19 protein-coding genes are annotated in these 15,638 nt (G+C 72.1%); 12 read left to right on the plus strand and 7 right to left on the minus strand.

The window, feature by feature from the left end; all coding sequences use genetic code 11:
• Positions 1-348: 348 nt before the first annotated feature.
• Together OG522_RS28545 and OG522_RS28550 are read left to right on the plus strand one after the other, a co-directional pair.
• Positions 349-570 (plus strand): helix-turn-helix domain-containing protein, encoded by a 222-nt coding sequence (locus tag OG522_RS28545; RefSeq protein ID WP_006123601.1) that lies wholly within the window; start codon positions 349-351, stop codon positions 568-570.
• A 148-nt stretch (positions 571-718) separates the two neighbouring features.
• Positions 719-1,519, plus strand: a complete 801-nt coding sequence (locus tag OG522_RS28550; RefSeq protein ID WP_329465886.1) for an enoyl-CoA hydratase/isomerase family protein — start codon at positions 719-721, stop codon at positions 1,517-1,519.
• A gap of 85 nt (positions 1,520-1,604) precedes the next feature.
• Here the strand turns inward: OG522_RS28550 and OG522_RS28555 are convergent, their stop codons facing one another.
• Positions 1,605-2,273 (minus strand): hypothetical protein, encoded by a 669-nt coding sequence (locus OG522_RS28555; protein ID WP_329465887.1) that lies wholly within the window; start codon positions 2,271-2,273, stop codon positions 1,605-1,607.
• An 88-nt stretch (positions 2,274-2,361) separates the two neighbouring features.
• Between OG522_RS28555 and OG522_RS28560 the strand changes: the two genes are divergently transcribed.
• The 5 genes from OG522_RS28560 to amaP are packed head-to-tail and all read left to right on the plus strand — an operon-like array spanning position 2,362 to position 4,722.
• Positions 2,362-2,859 (plus strand): Asp23/Gls24 family envelope stress response protein, encoded by a 498-nt coding sequence (locus OG522_RS28560; RefSeq protein ID WP_329465888.1) that lies wholly within the window; start codon positions 2,362-2,364, stop codon positions 2,857-2,859.
• Positions 2,860-2,911: 52 nt separating this feature from the next.
• Positions 2,912-3,103, plus strand: coding sequence for a hypothetical protein (locus tag OG522_RS28565; protein ID WP_329465889.1), 192 nt, complete (start codon positions 2,912-2,914; stop codon positions 3,101-3,103).
• 3 nt (positions 3,104-3,106) lie between these two features.
• Positions 3,107-3,457, plus strand: coding sequence for a hypothetical protein (locus OG522_RS28570; protein ID WP_329465890.1), 351 nt, complete (start codon positions 3,107-3,109; stop codon positions 3,455-3,457).
• Positions 3,454-4,140: a DUF6286 domain-containing protein gene (locus OG522_RS28575; RefSeq protein ID WP_329465891.1), complete on the plus strand. Its 687-nt coding sequence runs from the start codon at positions 3,454-3,456 to the stop codon at positions 4,138-4,140. Before OG522_RS28570 ends, OG522_RS28575 begins: the two co-directional genes overlap by 4 nt.
• Before the next feature lie 3 nt (positions 4,141-4,143).
• Positions 4,144-4,722 (plus strand): alkaline shock response membrane anchor protein AmaP, encoded by a 579-nt coding sequence (gene amaP / locus OG522_RS28580; RefSeq protein ID WP_329465892.1) that lies wholly within the window; start codon positions 4,144-4,146, stop codon positions 4,720-4,722.
• Between the two features lie 137 nt (positions 4,723-4,859).
• Here amaP and OG522_RS28585 read toward each other — a convergent pair whose 3' ends face one another.
• From OG522_RS28585 to OG522_RS28610, 6 genes are all read right to left on the minus strand, one after another.
• Entirely contained in the window at positions 4,860-5,615 is a 756-nt protein-coding gene (locus tag OG522_RS28585; RefSeq protein ID WP_329465893.1) for an SDR family oxidoreductase, read from the minus strand.
• 4 nt (positions 5,616-5,619) lie between these two features.
• Positions 5,620-7,428 carry a glycoside hydrolase family 15 protein gene (locus tag OG522_RS28590; RefSeq protein WP_329465894.1) on the minus strand — a complete coding sequence of 603 codons (1,809 nt, stop codon included), beginning with the start codon at positions 7,426-7,428 and terminating at the stop codon, positions 5,620-5,622.
• Positions 7,429-7,588: 160 nt separating this feature from the next.
• Complete coding sequence (locus tag OG522_RS28595; RefSeq protein ID WP_329465895.1) at positions 7,589-8,383, minus strand: SURF1 family cytochrome oxidase biogenesis protein; 795 nt, start codon at positions 8,381-8,383, stop codon at positions 7,589-7,591.
• A gap of 55 nt (positions 8,384-8,438) precedes the next feature.
• Positions 8,439-8,672, minus strand: a complete 234-nt coding sequence (locus OG522_RS28600) for a hypothetical protein (protein ID WP_329465896.1) — start codon at positions 8,670-8,672, stop codon at positions 8,439-8,441.
• 54 nt (positions 8,673-8,726) lie between these two features.
• On the minus strand, positions 8,727-9,704 hold the full coding sequence (locus OG522_RS28605) for a DEDDh family exonuclease (protein WP_329465897.1): 978 nt from the start codon (positions 9,702-9,704) through the stop codon (positions 8,727-8,729).
• A gap of 151 nt (positions 9,705-9,855) precedes the next feature.
• Entirely contained in the window at positions 9,856-10,494 is a 639-nt protein-coding gene (locus OG522_RS28610) for a TetR/AcrR family transcriptional regulator (RefSeq protein WP_329465898.1), read from the minus strand.
• Positions 10,495-10,616: 122 nt separating this feature from the next.
• On the opposite strand from OG522_RS28610, the gene OG522_RS28615 reads away from it, so the two are divergent.
• Genes OG522_RS28615 through OG522_RS28635 form a run of 5 tightly spaced genes read left to right on the plus strand, consistent with a single transcriptional unit; the run spans position 10,617 to position 15,558 of the window.
• The gene (locus tag OG522_RS28615; RefSeq protein WP_329465899.1) at positions 10,617-11,414 is read left to right on the plus strand and encodes an acetoacetate decarboxylase family protein; all 798 of its coding nucleotides are present in this window, start codon (positions 10,617-10,619) and stop codon (positions 11,412-11,414) included.
• Between the two features lies 1 nt (position 11,415).
• Positions 11,416-12,300, plus strand: coding sequence for an SDR family NAD(P)-dependent oxidoreductase (locus OG522_RS28620; protein ID WP_329465900.1), 885 nt, complete (start codon positions 11,416-11,418; stop codon positions 12,298-12,300).
• Between the two features lie 10 nt (positions 12,301-12,310).
• Complete coding sequence (locus OG522_RS28625) at positions 12,311-13,597, plus strand: amidohydrolase family protein (RefSeq protein WP_329465901.1); 1,287 nt, start codon at positions 12,311-12,313, stop codon at positions 13,595-13,597.
• A complete protein-coding gene (locus OG522_RS28630; protein WP_329465902.1) occupies positions 13,594-14,820 on the plus strand; it encodes an amidohydrolase family protein in 1,227 nt (408 codons plus the stop codon). Before OG522_RS28625 ends, OG522_RS28630 begins: the two co-directional genes overlap by 4 nt.
• A 24-nt stretch (positions 14,821-14,844) precedes the next feature.
• Entirely contained in the window at positions 14,845-15,558 is a 714-nt protein-coding gene (locus OG522_RS28635; protein WP_329465903.1) for a VIT1/CCC1 transporter family protein, read from the plus strand.
• The last annotated feature ends 80 nt before the right edge of the window (positions 15,559-15,638 follow it).

Below are 15,638 nucleotides of genomic sequence, written 5' to 3' on the forward strand. Positions count from 1 at the left end.
TGATCCAACCGCTGATCCACTCCTCATGGATCATTCGGCTCAGCCGTGATCCTCAATCTGAGTGAGTGCGTCTCGTACCCCGGCGTGGGATGCGCTGGATCAAGGTTCGTCCCCTCTGGGACGGGCCTTTTTCCTTGTGTGACCCGGAACACAGCGCTGACCTGGCGTTTCGTCTCGACTTTCAGGCCCGGACATGTCCAAGCCCCGCCGGAATGCGCCATTCTGCTCCGGTCGGACGGCTCCCCGGACCCGGAGGTCGTCGTACGGACCTTGCCGAATGGGTGGCCAGGACGGGCGGAAGGGGTGATCATGAGAAGTCCAGAGCGCACTTCCCATGAGGAGGCACGGGTGGCCGAGACTCTGAAGAAGGGCAGCCGGGTAACCGGCGCCGCGCGCGACAAGCTCGCGGCAGACCTGAAGAAGAAGTACGACTCCGGTGCGAGTATCCGGGCGCTGGCCGAGGAAACCGGCCGCTCCTATGGATTCGTCCACCGGATGCTCAGCGAGTCCGGGGTCACTCTCCGCGGACGCGGCGGAGCGACACGGGGCAAGAAGGCCGCCTCGGCCTGACCGAGGCAGGTCCGGCGTCCCCTGTGGTCCCCCGGGTCCGGTGGTGACCACCCGGTCGGCCGTGCGGTCGACCGGGTGGTTACTGTGCAGTCACTTAATGACCGCCGTCGCGGTCATGCACTGACGGCCACTGACCCGGAGGCGCTCCATGGCTTCGCCCGCACCTGAGGTAGAGGTATTCGACAAGGACGGCGTCCGGCTCTCCGTCGCCGACGCGGTCGCCACGGTGACCCTGACCAATCCGGGCAAGCGCAACGCTCAGTCTCCCGCTCTGTGGCGGGCGTTGGCGGACGCCGGACGGTCGCTGCCGGGCAGCGTGCGCGTGGTCGTGCTGCGCGGGGAGGGCAAGTCCTTCTCCGCCGGCCTCGACCGCCAGGCCTTCACTCCCGAAGGCTTCGACGGCGAGCCCTCGTTCATCGACCTCGCGCGCGGCTCCGACGAGGAGCTCGACGCGGTCATCGCCGAGTACCAGGAGGCGTTCACCTGGTGGCGCCGCAACGACATCGTGTCGATCGCGGCCGTCCAGGGGCATGCGATCGGTGCGGGCTTCCAGCTCGCCCTGGCCTGTGATCTGCGGGTCGTCGCGCAGGACGTGCAGTTCGCCATGCGCGAGACCAGCCTCGGACTCGTCCCCGACCTCACCGGCACGCATCCGCTCGTCGGGCTCGTCGGGTACGCCCGCGCGCTCGAAATCTGTGCGACGGGGCGGTTCGTGGGGGCCGAGGAGGCCGAGCGCGTCGGCCTCGCCAACCTTGCCGTGCCGGGTGCCGAACTCGACTCCGCGGTACGGGACTTGGCAGGAGCGCTGCTTGCCGCTCCTCGGGATGCGGTGGTCGAGACGAAGGCACTGCTGAGGGGGGCCGTGGGGCGGGACTACGAGGACCAGCGCGTTGCCGAGCGGGCCGCTCAGGCCCGGCGTCTGCGCGACCTGGCCGGTCTCTCGGACTGAGCCGGCCCGCACCCCGCGGGGTGTTGTCGGGGGCGCTGCCCCTGACCTCGCACGGCTTGGTCGTGCGGTCCGGATCGTGTGCCGGTCAGCCGGACCAGGTGATCAGGACCGCTACCGACTCCGCCTCTGGGACGACCGCTGCTACCGCGCTGCGGACCGCTCGGGCCACCTCCAGGGGGTGGTGCGGGGGTGTTGTCGCCAGTTCCAGCCGGATGTGTCCGGCTGTCGTGTGCACCGGGGAGCCCAGTTCCGCGGTCAGGTGGGCGACGCCCGGGGTCGACAGCGCGGCCGCCGCGGCCGCCGTCGCCGCGGGCTCGGCTGCGCCGGGTGGGGGACCGCCGAGCGGGGGATCGGGGAGGACGTCGAGCAGGGCCGTCACGCGCAGGTCGACGTCCGAGACCACCAGGCCGAGCCGGTCGTCCGCCGCCGCGAGCAGGGCGTCCCGCAGGCCCGCGGCAAGCTCCGGCAGCGGCTGGTCGCCCCGGGCGGTGAGCTCCGCCGAAATGCGCAGCGCCGTCGGCGGCAGGGCGCTCGGCGGGGCCGGAACCACGGGCTCGGCCGGTGCGTCGGGGTCGGCCGGGGCGAGCCGCAGGGACGTCACGGCAAGGCCGGGCAGCTGCCCCACCGCGGCCCTCAGCACCGCGGTCGCGGCCCGTTCGGTGATCCAGGTGCCGTCCTCGGGACCACCGAGAGCGAGCAGCCGGCCCAGGCCCAGTCGACGCCGTACCGCGGCACTCCATCCGTCACCCGTCATGGTTCCAGCCTGCCTCATTGCGGGGGCGAGTCGGGGCAACCACGCTTAATGTGGGCAACGGAGTCCAAGGGCGAAGGGATGAACGGTCATGAGCGACACCGCACAGCGCAACAGGTCCGGCACACCCGAGCACGACCCGTCGGGCGACCCGGCCGAGTACGCCCGGAAGGCCTCGCTCGGCAAGCGGGGCGGCGGCGATCCGGCAGGACGCGGCCGCACCACGATCGCCGACGGCGTGGTCGAGAAGATCGCCGGTCTCGCGGCCCGCGACGTACTGGGAGTCCACGCCATGGGCAGTGGCTTCTCCCGTACGTTCGGAGCGGTGCGGGACCGGGTGCCCGGCGGCAAATCGGCTGTCACGCGCGGGGTGAAGGCCGAGGTGGGCGAGGTGCAGACCGCGCTCGACCTCGAAATCGTCGTCGATTACGGAGTGTCCATCACCGATGTCGCCCGCGACGTCCGCGAGAACGTCATCTCGGCGGTGGAACGGATGACGGGCCTCGAAGTCGTCGAGGTCAACATCGCCGTCAGCGATGTGAAGCTGCCCGACGAGGAAGAGGACGAGCCGGAGTCCCGGCTTCAGTAACCCCTGTCCTCAACCCTGTTTTCCGCGTGTGTCCCTGCGTGAGGAGCTCAGCATGAGCATGGCGGTGGTAGGCCTGGTGGCCGGCATGGCGCTCGGATTCGCCGGATACTTCGGCGGCTTCGGGGCGTTCGTGCTGGTCGCGGCGCTCGGCGCGATCGGCTTCGTGGTGGGCCGGTTCCTGGAGGGCGACCTCGAACCCGGTGACTTCTTCCGGCCCCGCGACCGCGGCGACCGGCGGCGCTGATCGATGACGGTGTCCGGACGGATCGAGGCCGCCGAGCGCGGCGCCACCCGGATCGCCGACCGGGTCGTCGCGAAGATCGCCGCGCAGGCGGCCCGGGAGGCGCTGGACAGGATCCCCGAGGGCGGCGCACCTCCGCGCGCCACGGTCACCGTGCACCAGGAAAGCGCCCGCGTCCGGGTCGGCCTGGAACTCGGCTACCCCGGTGACATCGGCCGCCAGTGCGGTGCGGTGCGTCACCGAGTCGCCGAGCGGGTAAGGGCGTTGGCGGGGATGGAGGTGCCCGAAGTGGCGGTGCAGATCGAACGGCTGCACTCGGCGCACACGGGCGCGGCGGACCCGGGGAGGATCCGATGAGCCAGCCGCAGGAACCCGACGACAGCACGCGACGGCTGCCGGTGATCGAGCAGGATCCGGCCGCCGGCCGTGGCCTCGACCAGTCGGCGTCCGCCGCCGACTACGACCCGGTGCCGGTCCTCGCGCACGGCGAGGCGGGCCGGGCGGGCCGCTTCTGGTCGATGCGCCGGGTGCCCGCCGGGCTGCTCGCCCTGGTGGTCCTGGCGGCGGCCGGACTGCTCCTCTACGACATCGCCGCCGTACGCGCCCACCGCCCCGCGATGTACTGGCGGGTCCGGCTGGCCGGATGGCTCGCGCACCACCCCGTCGATGACGTGGCGGTGCTCGCGGGCGCGGGCGCCGTGGCGCTGATCGGGATCTGGCTGATCGTGCTCGCGGCCACCCCGGGACTCCGCGGCGTTTTGCCGATGCGGCGCGAATCGGCGGCCGTGCGGGCCGGGCTCGACCGGACGGCCGCGGCGCTCGTCCTGCGCGACCGGGTGATGGAGGTGTCCGGCGTCCAGTCGGCGCGGGTACGCATGAGGCGTTCCAAAGTCGTGGTGCGCGCCCTGTCGCACTTCCGTGAACTCGACGACGTACGGGCCGACTTGGACGCGGCGCTGGACGCGGGCATCCGGGACCTCGGCCTGGCCAGGCCGCCCGGTCTCGCGGTCCACGTGAGCCGCCCGGCACGGAAGGGCTGAGACATGCTGCGGACGGTCAACCGGGTGCTGCTGGGCCTTGCCGGGCTTGTGCTGTTCCTCGCGGGCGGCGCGGTACTCGCCGCCGGCTTCGGCCTGGCGGTCCCGTCGTGGTGGCCCTGGGGCGATCGGCACGCGGTGCTCCTGAGCAGGTCACGCCGGGTCCACTGGCACGACCAGGGCTGGTGGTGGCCGGTGGTGCTCGCCGTGCTCGCCGTGGTCGTGCTGCTCGCCCTGTGGTGGCTGCTCGCCCAGTTCCGCCGGCCCCGCCTCGCTGAGATCCTGGTCGACTCCGGGGACGGCGAAGGGGCGCTGCTGCGCGGCCGCGCGCTTGAGGCGGTGTTCGTGGGCGAGGCGGAGTCGCTGGACGGAGTGTCCCGGGCACACGTCGCGCTGGTCGGCCGGCGGTCCGCGCCCGCGGCTCGGGCCGTACTGGTTCTGGAGGCGCATGCCTCGCCGGCGGGGTCGCTCGCGCGACTGGAGGGGGAGGCGCTGGCGCACGCCCGCGACTCGGCGGGGCTTGCGGAGTTGCCGGCGGAGGTGCGGCTGCGGGGGGTCAAGCATGGGGCGCAGCGCGTGAGTTGAGGCGGCCGCGTCTTTCCCCGCCCCGCCCCTTCCCGAGCCCCTCCGGGGGTCTCTCCCGGGTACCGAGGCCGGAAGCGGGGGCCTGCTCCCGCCCCCAGAGGGGGCCCCGAGGGCTGCCCCGGGGCCAGGGTTCGGGCTCAGAAGCCGTGGCGGGCGCCGCCGTCCACCGGGAGCATGATGCCTGTCAGGTACGACGCCGCGGGCGAGAGCAGGAACGCGGCCGTGCGGCCGAACTCCTTCGGTGTCCCGTAGCGGCGGAGCGGGATGCGGGCCTCGTTGGCCGCGCGGGTGGCTTCCGCGTCGCCGGACAGTTCGTCCAGCTGGCGGACCCGGTCGGTGTCGATGCGGGCCGGGAGCAGGCCGACGACGCGGATGCCGCGCGGGCCCAGCTCGTCGGCCAGCGACTTGGCGAAGCCCGCGAGGCCGGGGCGCAGCCCGTTGGAGATGGTGAGGCCGGGGATCGGCTCGTGCACGGAGCCGGAGAGCACGAAGGCGATCACCCCGCCGGCGTCGAGTTCGTCGGCGGCGGTGCGGGCCATCCGCACCGCGCCGAGGAACACCGACTCGAAGGCCGACCGCCACTGCTCGTCGGTGTTGTCCGCCGCGAAGCCCGGCGCCGGGCCGCCCACGCTGATGAGCACCCCGTCGAAGCGCCCGAAGTGCTCGCGGGCGGTGGCGATCAGCCGTGCCGCCGCTGCCGGGTCGGCGTTGTCAAAGACCACCGGGAGCGCGCCGGGGCCGAGTTCGGCGGCGGCCTCCTTCAGCGTCTTCTCGGTGCGGCCGGTGACGACGACCTTCGCGCCGTCCGCGGCCAGTGCGCGGGCGGACGCGAGACCGAGGCCCCGCGAGGCCCCGGTGACTACGTACACGCGGCCCTTCAGTCCAAGATCCATGCGCCTATCCTGCCTCCTGCTCGTAGTCCGGCTCCAGCGCGCAGGCGGTCGCGACCAGGCCGATGTGGCTGAAGGCCTGCGGGAAGTTGCCGACCTGGCGCCCCGCCACCGGGTCGTACTCCTCGGCGAGCAGCCCCAGGTCGTTGCGGAGCGCGAGGAGCCGCTCGAACAGCTCCCGCGCCTCCTCCTCGCGCCCCGTCAGGCGCAGCGCGTCCGCCAGCCAGAACGAGCACACCAGGAACGTGCCCTCGCCACCGGGCAGCCCGTCCACCGTCGTGCTGTCGGTGCTGTAGCGGCGTACGAACCCGCTCGCGGCGAGCTCGGCACGCACCGCCTCCACCGTGCCCACCACCCGCGGATCGTCCGGCGGCAGGAAGCCGAGCCGGGGGATGAGCAGCGTCGCCGCGTCCAGTTCCGTCGAGCCGTACGCCTGGGTGAAGGTGCCCCGGACCGGGTCGAAGCCCTTCTCGCAGACCTCCCGGTGCACCTCGTCGCGCATCCGCCGCCACCGTTCGACATCGCCGTGCAGCGTCGGTTCCGCCTCCAGGGTGCGCACCGCGCGGTCGGCGGCCACCCAGGCCATCACCTTGGAGTGGACGAAGTGGCGGCGCGGCCCGCGCACCTCCCACAGCCCTTCGTCCGGTTCGCGCCACCGCGCCTCCAGGAAGCCGAGCAGGCTGAGCTGGATGCTCCAGGCATGCGGCTGGCTGTGCAGCCCCGCCTCGCGCGCCAGGAACAGCGAGTCGGCCACTTCTCCGTACACATCGAGCTGGAGCTGCTCGACGGCCGCGTTGCCGACTCGTACCGGAGACGAGCCCAAGTAGCCCTTAAGCCAAGGGAGTTCGGCCTCGGGCAGGCGCCGCTCGCCCGCCAGGCCGTACATGATCTGGAGGTCGGCCGGGTCGCCGGCCACCGCGCGCAGCAGCCAGTCCCGCCACTGCCCGGCCTCCTCCAGATAGCCCGCCGAGAGCAGCGCTTCAAGAGTGAGCGTGGAGTCGCGCAGCCAGCAGTAGCGGTAGTCCCAGTTGCGTACGCCGCCGATCTCCTCGGGCAGCGAGGTGGTGGCGGCGGCCACGATGCCGCCGGTGGGCGCGTAGGTCAGCGCCTTGAGGGTGATGAGCGAGCGCACCACGGCGTCCCGGTAGGGGCCCTGGTACCGGCAGCGGGCCGCCCACTCCTGCCAGTCGGCCAGGGACTCCTCCAGAGCCGCGTACGGGTCGCAGAGATCGGGACGCGGCTCGTGCGAGGGATGCCAGGTGAGGACGAAGGCGACCTTCTCCCCCTCGCCGACCGTGAACGACGAGCGGGTGCTCATGTGCTGGCCCCAGGTCTTGACCTCGGGATCGCTGCGCAGCCACACGGAGTCCGGGCCCGCGACGGCCACCCGGTGCCCCTCCGAGCGCCTTATCCACGGCACCACATGGCCGTAGTCGAAGCGCAGCCGCAGGACCGATCCCATCTCGACCGTGCCGCTGACGCCCTCCACGATCCGTACGACGTCCGGGGCCTGGTCGCGCTGGGGCATGAAGTCGAGGACCTTCACGGTGCCGGTGCGGGTCTCCCAGACGCTCTCCAGGATCAGCGATTCGTCCAGATAGCGCCGCCGGGTGCACCGGCCCGCGTGGCCGGCTTCGGTCGGGGCGATGCGCCAGTGGCCGTTGTCCTCGTCGCCGAGCAGCGCCGCGAAACAGGCGGCGGAGTCGAATCGGGGCAGGCACAACCAGTCCACGGAGCCGTCCCGCCCGACCAGGGCCGCGGTCTGCAGGTCGCCGATGAGGGCGTAGTCCTCGATGCGCTGAGTACGTTGGGTCACGCCATGGCGTGTTCCCACCTGGAGAAATTGCTAAGCAGCCACACGGCGGCGAGCGGTCTTGTGGGTCTTTGGTGCGCTGCCGCATCCGGAGGGGGCGTGGGGATCCGCGCGTCGGCCACGGTTGGTCCGCGGCCGGCGAACGCCCCTTCGCACGGAGCGCTCAGGCGGTCGCGGTCGCGGGCTCGGGTGTGGCCGCGGGCCGGGCCGCCGCCTCCTCGCGGTCGCGCTTCTCGCGCCGTACGAGGATGAACCAGCCGACCGGCACCCCGGCCGAGAACAGCCACCACTGCACGGCGTACGCCATGTGCGGGCCGATCGAGCTGTCGTCGGGGGCCGGGATGAGCTCGGGCGAGTTGTCGGCCGACTCGGGGGCGGTCTGTTCGATGTAGCCGCCGAGCACCGGACGGCCCAGCACCTTGGCCTGTTCGGTGCTGTTGATCAGCATGACCTGGCGGGGCGGCAGGCCCTTGACGTCCTTGATGCCGCTGGCCGCGGTCGTCTGGTCGGCCATCAGACGGCCGGTGACCGTGACCTTGTCGGCGGGCGGCGCGGGGATCTTCGGGAAGTCCGTCTGGTTGCCGTTGTCGGCGATCCAGCCCCGGTTGACCAGCACGGTCGTGCCGCCGTCGAGGACGAACGGGGTGAGGACGTGGTAGCCGACCCGGCCGTCCGCCGCGGTCCTGCGCCGTACGACCACTTCGTGCGCGGTGTCGTACGTGCCGGTGGCCGTGACCTTGCGCCAGTAGTCCGACGTCGGGACGGTGTGGCCCGGCGACGTCAGGTCGGTCACCGGGACCGGCTTGGCCTTCAGGTTGTCGGCGATGAGCGTGTTCTGGGCGACCTTGTGCTCATGGCGGTGGAGCTGCCAGAAACCCAGCTCGATCATCGTGGGGATGAGAGCGAGGGCCAGAAGGGTGACGAGCACCCACTGCCGGGACAACAGGAAGCGGTACACCCCATGACCGTACAACTCGGACCACGGGGTGCGCCGAGGGGGGTGGGGAGGGCGGTCAGACCTTGTCTACGATGCCTGCCTTTCCCTCCGCGCGGGCGCAGTGCGCTCCGCAGAACCACATGTCGTCCACCTCGACGCCTTGGCCGATGATCTGGACCCGACAGTGTTCACAGATGGGCGCCATGCGGTGAATGGCGCAGGAGAAGCAGTCGAAGACGTGCACCGCGCCCTGCGCGTGCACCTCGAATGACATCCCGTAGTCGTTTCCGCAGACCTCGCAACGTGCCATGCGCCACAGGGTGCGGGGTGCCGCCCGTTTGAGGCCGGACGGCACGCCCGGCGGTCACCCGTCTGCCGGTGCCACGTCGCGCAGGAGCTGGGTGAAGGCGGCCTCGTCCACGACCGGCGTACCGAAGGACTTCGCCTTGACGGTCTTGGAGGTCGCGGAGTCCGGATCGTTGGTGACCAGGAGGCTGGTGAGGCGCGAGACGCTGGTCGCCACGTGCAGCCCGGCCTCGATCGCACGGTCCTCCAGGAGCTCCCGGTCGACTGAGGTGTCGCCGGAGAACGCCACCCGCATGCCCTGCTTGAGCGGGCGGTCCGGCTCGTAGCGCCCGGGGTTGGGGTACGGGCAGGCGGGCCGCTTGCGCGAGGCCCGCCAGGTGCCGGAGCCGCCGTACGAGGCCTGGTAGCCGATCCGGGGGGTGGCGGGGGTGTCCGTCCACTCGGTGAGCGGGCGGCATTCGAGCAGGGGGAGGCGCACTCCGCCGGCCGCCGCGGCGTGCAGGCTCGGGCGGAACGCCTCGGCGAGCACCCGGGCGTCGTCCAGCGCGTGGTGCGCGCGCTGCTGCACGACGCCGTAGTGCGCCGCGAGCGACTCCAGCTTGTGGTTGGGCAGCGGCAGCGCCAACTCCTTGGACAGCGCGATGGTGCACAGCCGCTGCCGCACCGGCGCGGTGCGCTCGGCGCGGGCGTACTCGCGCGCGATCATCTGCCAGTCGAAGATCGCGTTGTGCGCGACCAGGACCCGCCCGTCGAGCCGCGCCGCGAACTCCTCGGCGACCTCCGGGAAGAGCGGGGCGCCTGCCAGGACGTCACTGGTCAGTCCGTGGATCCACACCGGACCGGGGTCGCGCTCGGGGTTGACCAGCGTGTACCAGTGGTCCTCGACATTGCCCCGGGCGTCCAGCCGGTAGACGGCAGCCGAGATTATCCGGTCGTCGCGGGCGAGGCCGGTGGTCTCCACGTCGACGACCGCGTACCCCTGTGGGTAGGCGGTCGGCCACGGCGCTGCTGTCGTCTGGTCGTCGAGCATGGTCACAGAGAATACGGGGCCGCACTGACAGCCCGGCCCGCGGCCGGGTCCCGCGCCGGGCCCCCGGGGTCCGGCCCCGCCCCGTCACAGCCGTCAACTGGGGCCGTACGAGGCAGACATGGGGCCCCAGCCGCCGTCGCGGAGCCACTCCTGCGTGTCACGGCCGGCCCGTGGAACCGGTGAGCAGCCCCGTCACCAGCGCCCGGACCGAGTCCGTGAAGAGGCGGTCCTGGTCCACCGGTCCGGCCAGGCTGCGGGCCAGTGCCGGGTCGTGCTCGGCGGGGGCCGCACCGGTGTCCCAGAGCTCCTCCTCGTCCGGGCGCTGTACCGGCGCGCGTTCCCGGTTGCGTTCGACCAGGACGTACCCCACCACCTGGAACTGCACGGCCCGCACCGCCTGGGCCGCGCGGGCGCCGCGCAGGCCCGCCGCGTGCACCTCGTGGACAAGGGCCTGCTGGGCGGGCAGGAACATGCGCTCGGTCAGCCCCCGTTCGTGGACCATCGCGATCAGATGTGGGCGTGCGCGCAGTTCGCGGCGCAGCGCGCGGGCGACCGAGACGATGCGGTCGGCCGGGGTGCGCCCGCGCGGTCTGATCTCACCCAGCTCCTCGACGGTCCGCTCGACCAGCGCGTCCAGGAGCGATTCGCGGTTGCCGACGTGCCAGTAGATGGAGGTGACCGCGGTACCCAGTTCGGCGGCCAGCTTGCGCATGGTGAGGGCCGCCGGGCCGTGCTGCCTGACCAGGGATCCGGCCGCGGCCAGCACCTCCTCGCGGGTGAGCGACATACGCGTCATGACCTGATGACCCCTCAATTTCGTTGCCCGCATGGCTCTTTACCCTTCAGCGGGCTCGGTGTAACTGTGTTACAGACCCACGGACAGACCCGGAACGGATGACGTCACGAAGGGTGGTACCAATGGCACGCGTACGGTACGGGGCGCGCACCGAGGCCGAGATCCAGGCCGCGCGCTCCGCGAGCTCCAAGCTCCCCGACATCTGGTCGACGGGTGTGGTGGCCGTCTGGGAGAGCGACCCCGACGCGGTCGCGGCCGTGCTGCCGCCGCCGCTCAAGCCCGCCGAACGCCCGCTGGTGCGGGCCAACATCAGCAAGGTCGACCTGCCCGGCTATCCGCTCGGCGCGGGCTCGGTGGCGGTCGCCGCCGTGCACGACGGCCAGGAGGGCTGGTATCCGCTGGTCATGCCGATGACGCACGAGCGGGCCCTGATCGGGGGCCGCGAGGTGTTCGGCGAGCCGAAGAAGCTCGGCGAGGTGACCGTCGAGCGCGACGGCCCGGTGGTACGGGCCTCGCTGGCGCGGCACCGGATCGCGTTCGTGGAGGTGCGGGGCACCGTGGAGGGACCGCTGCCGCTGCCCGAGCCGACGCAGAAGACCGACTTCTACTTCAAGTTCCTGCCGGCCGTGGACGGCGCGGGCTTCGACGCCGATCCGGTCCTCGTCCACTGCGTACGCAACGAGAAGGTGCGCAAGCTGGAGCGGATCGCCGGTGAGGTGGTGCTCCGCGAGTCGGCGTACGACCCGGTCGCCGACCTGCCGGTGCGCCGCCTCGTGGAGATCACCATCGGCGAGAAGACCACCGACCAGAAGGGCAGGGTGGCCGAACGGGTCAGCGCGCAGGCCCTGTTGCCGTACATCCACCAGCGCTACGACGACCCCCAGCAGATCCTCGACGGGCCGCCCCAGGGGAGCGTGTGAGATGGAGCTGCGCGCAGGACAGGTCGCCGTCGTGACGGGGGCGGCGAGCGGCATCGGGCTCGCGATGGCGAGGCGGTTCGCCGCCGAGGGCCTCAAGGTCGTCCTCGCCGACGTCGAGGAGGCCGCCCTGGAGAAGGCGGCGGGGGAGCTGCGCGAGGAGGGGGCGCGGGTCCTCGCCCGGATCACCGACGTCAGCGAGCGGGAATCCGTGACCGCGCTCGCGGACGCCGCGTACCAGACCTTCGGGGCCGTGCACGTGCTGTGCAACAACGCGGGGGTCGGCTCGGGCGCCGAGGGCCGCATGTGGGAACACGAGGTCAACGACTGGAAGTGGGCCTTCGCGGTCAACGTGTGGGGCGTCTTCCACGGCATCCAGGCCTTCGTGCCGCGCATGATCGAGGGCGGCGAGCCCGGCCGGATCGTCAACACCTCGTCCGGCGACGGCGGGATCGCCCCGCTCCCGACCGCGTCCGTGTACGCCGTCACCAAGTCGGCGGTTGTCACGATGACCGAGTCCCTGTACGCGCACCTGAAGGCGGAGGGCGTCCCGATCGGAGCCTCGGTGCTCTTTCCCGGCCCGCACATGCTGCGCACCGGGCTGTGGGAGTCGCACCGCAACCGGCCCGAGCGGTACGCCAAGGAGCGGCCGCGCAGGACTCCCTACCGCAGCCTCGGCCAGTGGGAGTCCGCGATGAAGGCCGCGGGCCACGAGATCGAGTTCACGCCCGTCGAGTCGGTGGCCGCGGAGGTCGTCGACGGGATCCGCGCCGACCGCTTCTGGATGCTCCCGGCGAGCGAGCACAGCGACCGGCAGATCCGGGCGAGGTCGCAGTCGATGCTCGACCGCGCCAATCCGTCGTACCTGGAAAGCTTCATCCTGGACTGAGGGACGTGTGATGACGGCTCAGAACGACCCGTACCTGATCATCTCCTCCGACTGCCACGCCGGTCTGCCCACCGAGCGGTACCGGCCCTATCTGGACGCCCGTTTCCACCGGGACTTCGACGCGTTCCTCGCGGGGCGCGACCGCCGCCGCGAGGAGATGACCCGGCTCGGCGTGCGCAACGAGGCCTTCGCCGACAAGTGGTTCAGCGACAACGAGGAAGGCCTCAAGGGTGGTTGGGAGGCCACCCAGCGACTCAAGGAACTCGATGGGGACGGGGTGGCCGCCGAGGTCGTCTTCCCCGACGCGGACGCCGTCGACAGCCGCACCGCCGCGCCCTTCGGCGTCGGGCTCGGCCTCTCCGGCGACCAGGATCCCGACCTCGGCATGGCGGGCGCCCAGGCACACAACCGCTGGCTGGCCGAGTTCGTCGGGCAGCATCCCGAACGGCACTGCGGGGTGGCCCTGCTGCCCATCACCGGCGAGGTCTCCCGGGTGGTCGCCGAGATCCACCGCGCCAAGGAGTCCGGGCTCGGCGCGCTGATGATCCCCTCGATGTGGGTGGACCAGGCTCCGTACCACGACCGGCGCTACGACCCCGTCTGGGCGGCGGCCGCCGAGACCGGCATGCCGATGGTGACGCACTCGGGTGCGGCCCCGCGCCACGAGTACGGCGACCACCTGGGCATCTACGTCTCCGAGGTGACGTGGTGGCCCGCCCGCCCCCTGTGGTTCCTGCTCTGGTCCGGGGTCTTCGAGCGCCACCCGGGGCTGAGGTTCGGGGTCGCGGAGTCGGGGTGCTGGTGGCTGCCGAACCTGCTGTGGTTCATGGACCGCCTCTACCTCGGCGCCCACGGCGGCAAGAAGCTCTCCCCGTTCGCGGAGCTGAAGCGCCCGCCGAGCGAGTACCTCGACCGGCAGCTCTTCATCTGCGCCACCAACACCAAGCGCCGCGAACTCGCCCAGCGGTACGAGATCGGCGTCGACAACATCCTGTGGGGCTCGGACTTCCCACACCCGGAGGGGACCTGGCCGAACACCCGGGAGTGGCTGAGGAAGACCTTCCACGACATTCCGGTGACCGAGACCCGGCGGATGCTGGGCCTGGCGGCCGCGGAGGTCTTCGGCTTCGACGTGGCGAAACTGGCCCCGATGGCGCGCCGGATCGGCCCCACCCCCGCCGAACTCGGCCAGCCGGACGACCAGTTGGCCGTGGAGGCTTCCTGGGCGCGCTCGCGCGAGGTGGGCCGCCACTGGTTGACGGAGCACGACTTCCCGGCTCTGGGGGTGACGTCATGACGGACCGCTACACCGTCATCTCGGCGGACTGCCACGCCGGGGCCGACCTGCTGGACTACAAGCCGTACCTGGAGTCGAAGTACCACGACGACTTCGACGCGTGGGCGGCGACCTACGTCAATCCGTACGAGGACCTGATGGCCGACACGGCCGACCGCAACTGGAACTCGGACCGGCGCACGGCCGAGCTGGAAGCGGACGGCATCGTGGCCGAGGTCATCTTCCCGAACACGATCCCGCCCTTCTTCCCCTCCGCCTCCCTGATGGCCCCGGCCCCAACCCGTGCGGAGTTCGAGCAGCGCTGGGCGGGCCTGCGCGCCCACAACCGCTGGCTGGCGGACTTCTGCGGACAGTCGGCCGGGCGGCGGGCGGGCGTGGCGCAGATCCTGCTCAACGATGTGGAGGAGGCGGTACGGGAGATCCGCCGGGCGAAGGAGGCCGGCCTGACGGGGGGCGTCCTGCTGCCGGGCACCCCGCCGGGCTCGGGGCTGCCCGAGCTCCACTCCGCGTCGTACGACCCCATCTGGGCGGCCTGCGCGGAACTCGGCCTCCCGGTGAACCACCACGGCGGGTCCGCGTCGCCGCCGCTGGGGGAGGAGCCTGCGGCGCGGGCCGTGTTCATGGTGGAGACGACGTGGTTCTCGCACCGGGCGCTGTGGCACCTGATCTTCGGTGGCGCGTTCCGCCGCCACCCGGACCTGAAACTGGTCCTCACCGAACAGGGCTCGGGCTGGATCCCCGGCGTGCTGGACATGCTGGACTACTACCACGACCGCCTGGTGGCGGCGGCCACCCGGGCGGCCACCGCCGAATCGAAGTTCGGGGCGGGCCTCGCGCAATCCATGGGCAAGGGCCCCTCCCAGGTCTGGCGGGACAACTGCTTCGTCGGGGCGAGTTTCATGCGGCCGCACGAGGTGCCGCTGCGGGACCGGATCGGCCTCGACAAGATCATGTGGGGCAGCGACTACCCCCACGACGAGGGCACCACGCCGTTCTCCAGGGAGGGACTGCGGATCGCGTACGCGGGCCTGCCGAGGGACGAGGTCGCGGCGATGGCGGGCGGCAACGCGGCCCGCGTGTACGGCTTCGACCTGGCCTTCCTGGACACGATCGCGGCCCGGGTCGGCCCCACGGTGCTGGAGATCGCCGAACCGCTGAAGGAGATCCCGCCCGAGGCGACGAGCCCGGCGTTCGCGCTCGGTGGGTCGGTGCGGGTGTGGTGAGGGGGAGGGTGAGACCCTCCCCGCATGAGCTCAACCGACGACCACGACGAGGCGCACAGCGGGGCGCTCGGCTCGCGGCTGAACTGGCTGCGGGCCGCCGTCCTCGGCGCCAACGACGGGATCGTGTCCACCGCGGGCCTGGTCGTCGGCGTGGCCGGCGCGACGGACAACCGCTCGGCCCTCCTGACGGCGGGCCTGGCCGGACTGCTCGCCGGTTCCATGTCCATGGCGGCCGGCGAGTACGTCTCCGTCTCCACCCAGCGCGACTCGGAGAGGGCCGCGCTGGCGATGGAGCGGCGCGAGCTGAAGGACGCCCCCGAGGCCGAACTCGCCGAACTGACCGGCCTGTTGGAGGAGCGCGGGCTGAGCTCGGAGCTGGCCCGCGAAGCGGCCGTCCAGCTCACCGAACGCGACGCGCTGCGCGCCCACGCCAGCGTCGAGCTCGGCATCGACCCCGACCAGCTCACCAACCCCTGGCACGCGGCCTGGGCGAGCTTCTTCGCCTTCACGGCGGGCGCGCTGCTCCCGCTGCTGGCGATCGTGCTGCCCCCGGCTTCCGTCCGCCTGTACATCACGGTCGGCTCGGTGCTGGCCGCGCTGGCCCTCACCGGCTGGTGGAGCGCCCGTTTGGGCGCCGCCCAGGTGGGCCGCGCATTGCTGCGGAACATGGGCGGGGGAGCGGTGGCCATGGGGGTCACTTACGCGGCGGGGGTCCTGCTGGGGGCGGTGGGGGCGTGAGCCGTCAGGACAACTCCCGGTCCTGACACCGCGGTTGCCCCCCCCAGCGGGCACCGGTGCCGGCGATCGCATGCCCCGCC

This window comes from Streptomyces sp. NBC_01431, assembly GCF_036231355.1.
In the GTDB taxonomy this organism is placed as follows: domain Bacteria; phylum Actinomycetota; class Actinomycetes; order Streptomycetales; family Streptomycetaceae; genus Streptomyces.

Excerpts from the sequence above, each read along its gene's own strand:
- OG522_RS28550 (WP_329465886.1), top strand. The coding sequence starts at position 719 with ATGGCTTCGCCCGCACCTGAGGTAGAGGTATTCGACAAGGACGGCGTC.
- OG522_RS28555 (WP_329465887.1), bottom strand. The coding sequence starts at position 2,273 with ATGACGGGTGACGGATGGAGTGCCGCGGTACGGCGTCGACTGGGCCTG.
- OG522_RS28560 (WP_329465888.1), top strand. The coding sequence starts at position 2,362 with ATGAGCGACACCGCACAGCGCAACAGGTCCGGCACACCCGAGCACGAC.
- OG522_RS28565 (WP_329465889.1), top strand. The coding sequence starts at position 2,912 with ATGAGCATGGCGGTGGTAGGCCTGGTGGCCGGCATGGCGCTCGGATTC.
- OG522_RS28570 (WP_329465890.1), top strand. The coding sequence starts at position 3,107 with ATGACGGTGTCCGGACGGATCGAGGCCGCCGAGCGCGGCGCCACCCGG.
- OG522_RS28575 (WP_329465891.1), top strand. The coding sequence starts at position 3,454 with ATGAGCCAGCCGCAGGAACCCGACGACAGCACGCGACGGCTGCCGGTG.
- amaP (WP_329465892.1), top strand. The coding sequence starts at position 4,144 with ATGCTGCGGACGGTCAACCGGGTGCTGCTGGGCCTTGCCGGGCTTGTG.
- OG522_RS28585 (WP_329465893.1), bottom strand. The coding sequence starts at position 5,615 with ATGGATCTTGGACTGAAGGGCCGCGTGTACGTAGTCACCGGGGCCTCG.
- OG522_RS28600 (WP_329465896.1), bottom strand. The coding sequence starts at position 8,672 with ATGGCACGTTGCGAGGTCTGCGGAAACGACTACGGGATGTCATTCGAG.
- OG522_RS28610 (WP_329465898.1), bottom strand. The coding sequence starts at position 10,494 with ATGACGCGTATGTCGCTCACCCGCGAGGAGGTGCTGGCCGCGGCCGGA.
- OG522_RS28615 (WP_329465899.1), top strand. The coding sequence starts at position 10,617 with ATGGCACGCGTACGGTACGGGGCGCGCACCGAGGCCGAGATCCAGGCC.
- OG522_RS28620 (WP_329465900.1), top strand. The coding sequence starts at position 11,416 with ATGGAGCTGCGCGCAGGACAGGTCGCCGTCGTGACGGGGGCGGCGAGC.
- OG522_RS28625 (WP_329465901.1), top strand. The coding sequence starts at position 12,311 with ATGACGGCTCAGAACGACCCGTACCTGATCATCTCCTCCGACTGCCAC.
- OG522_RS28630 (WP_329465902.1), top strand. The coding sequence starts at position 13,594 with ATGACGGACCGCTACACCGTCATCTCGGCGGACTGCCACGCCGGGGCC.
- OG522_RS28635 (WP_329465903.1), top strand. The coding sequence starts at position 14,845 with ATGAGCTCAACCGACGACCACGACGAGGCGCACAGCGGGGCGCTCGGC.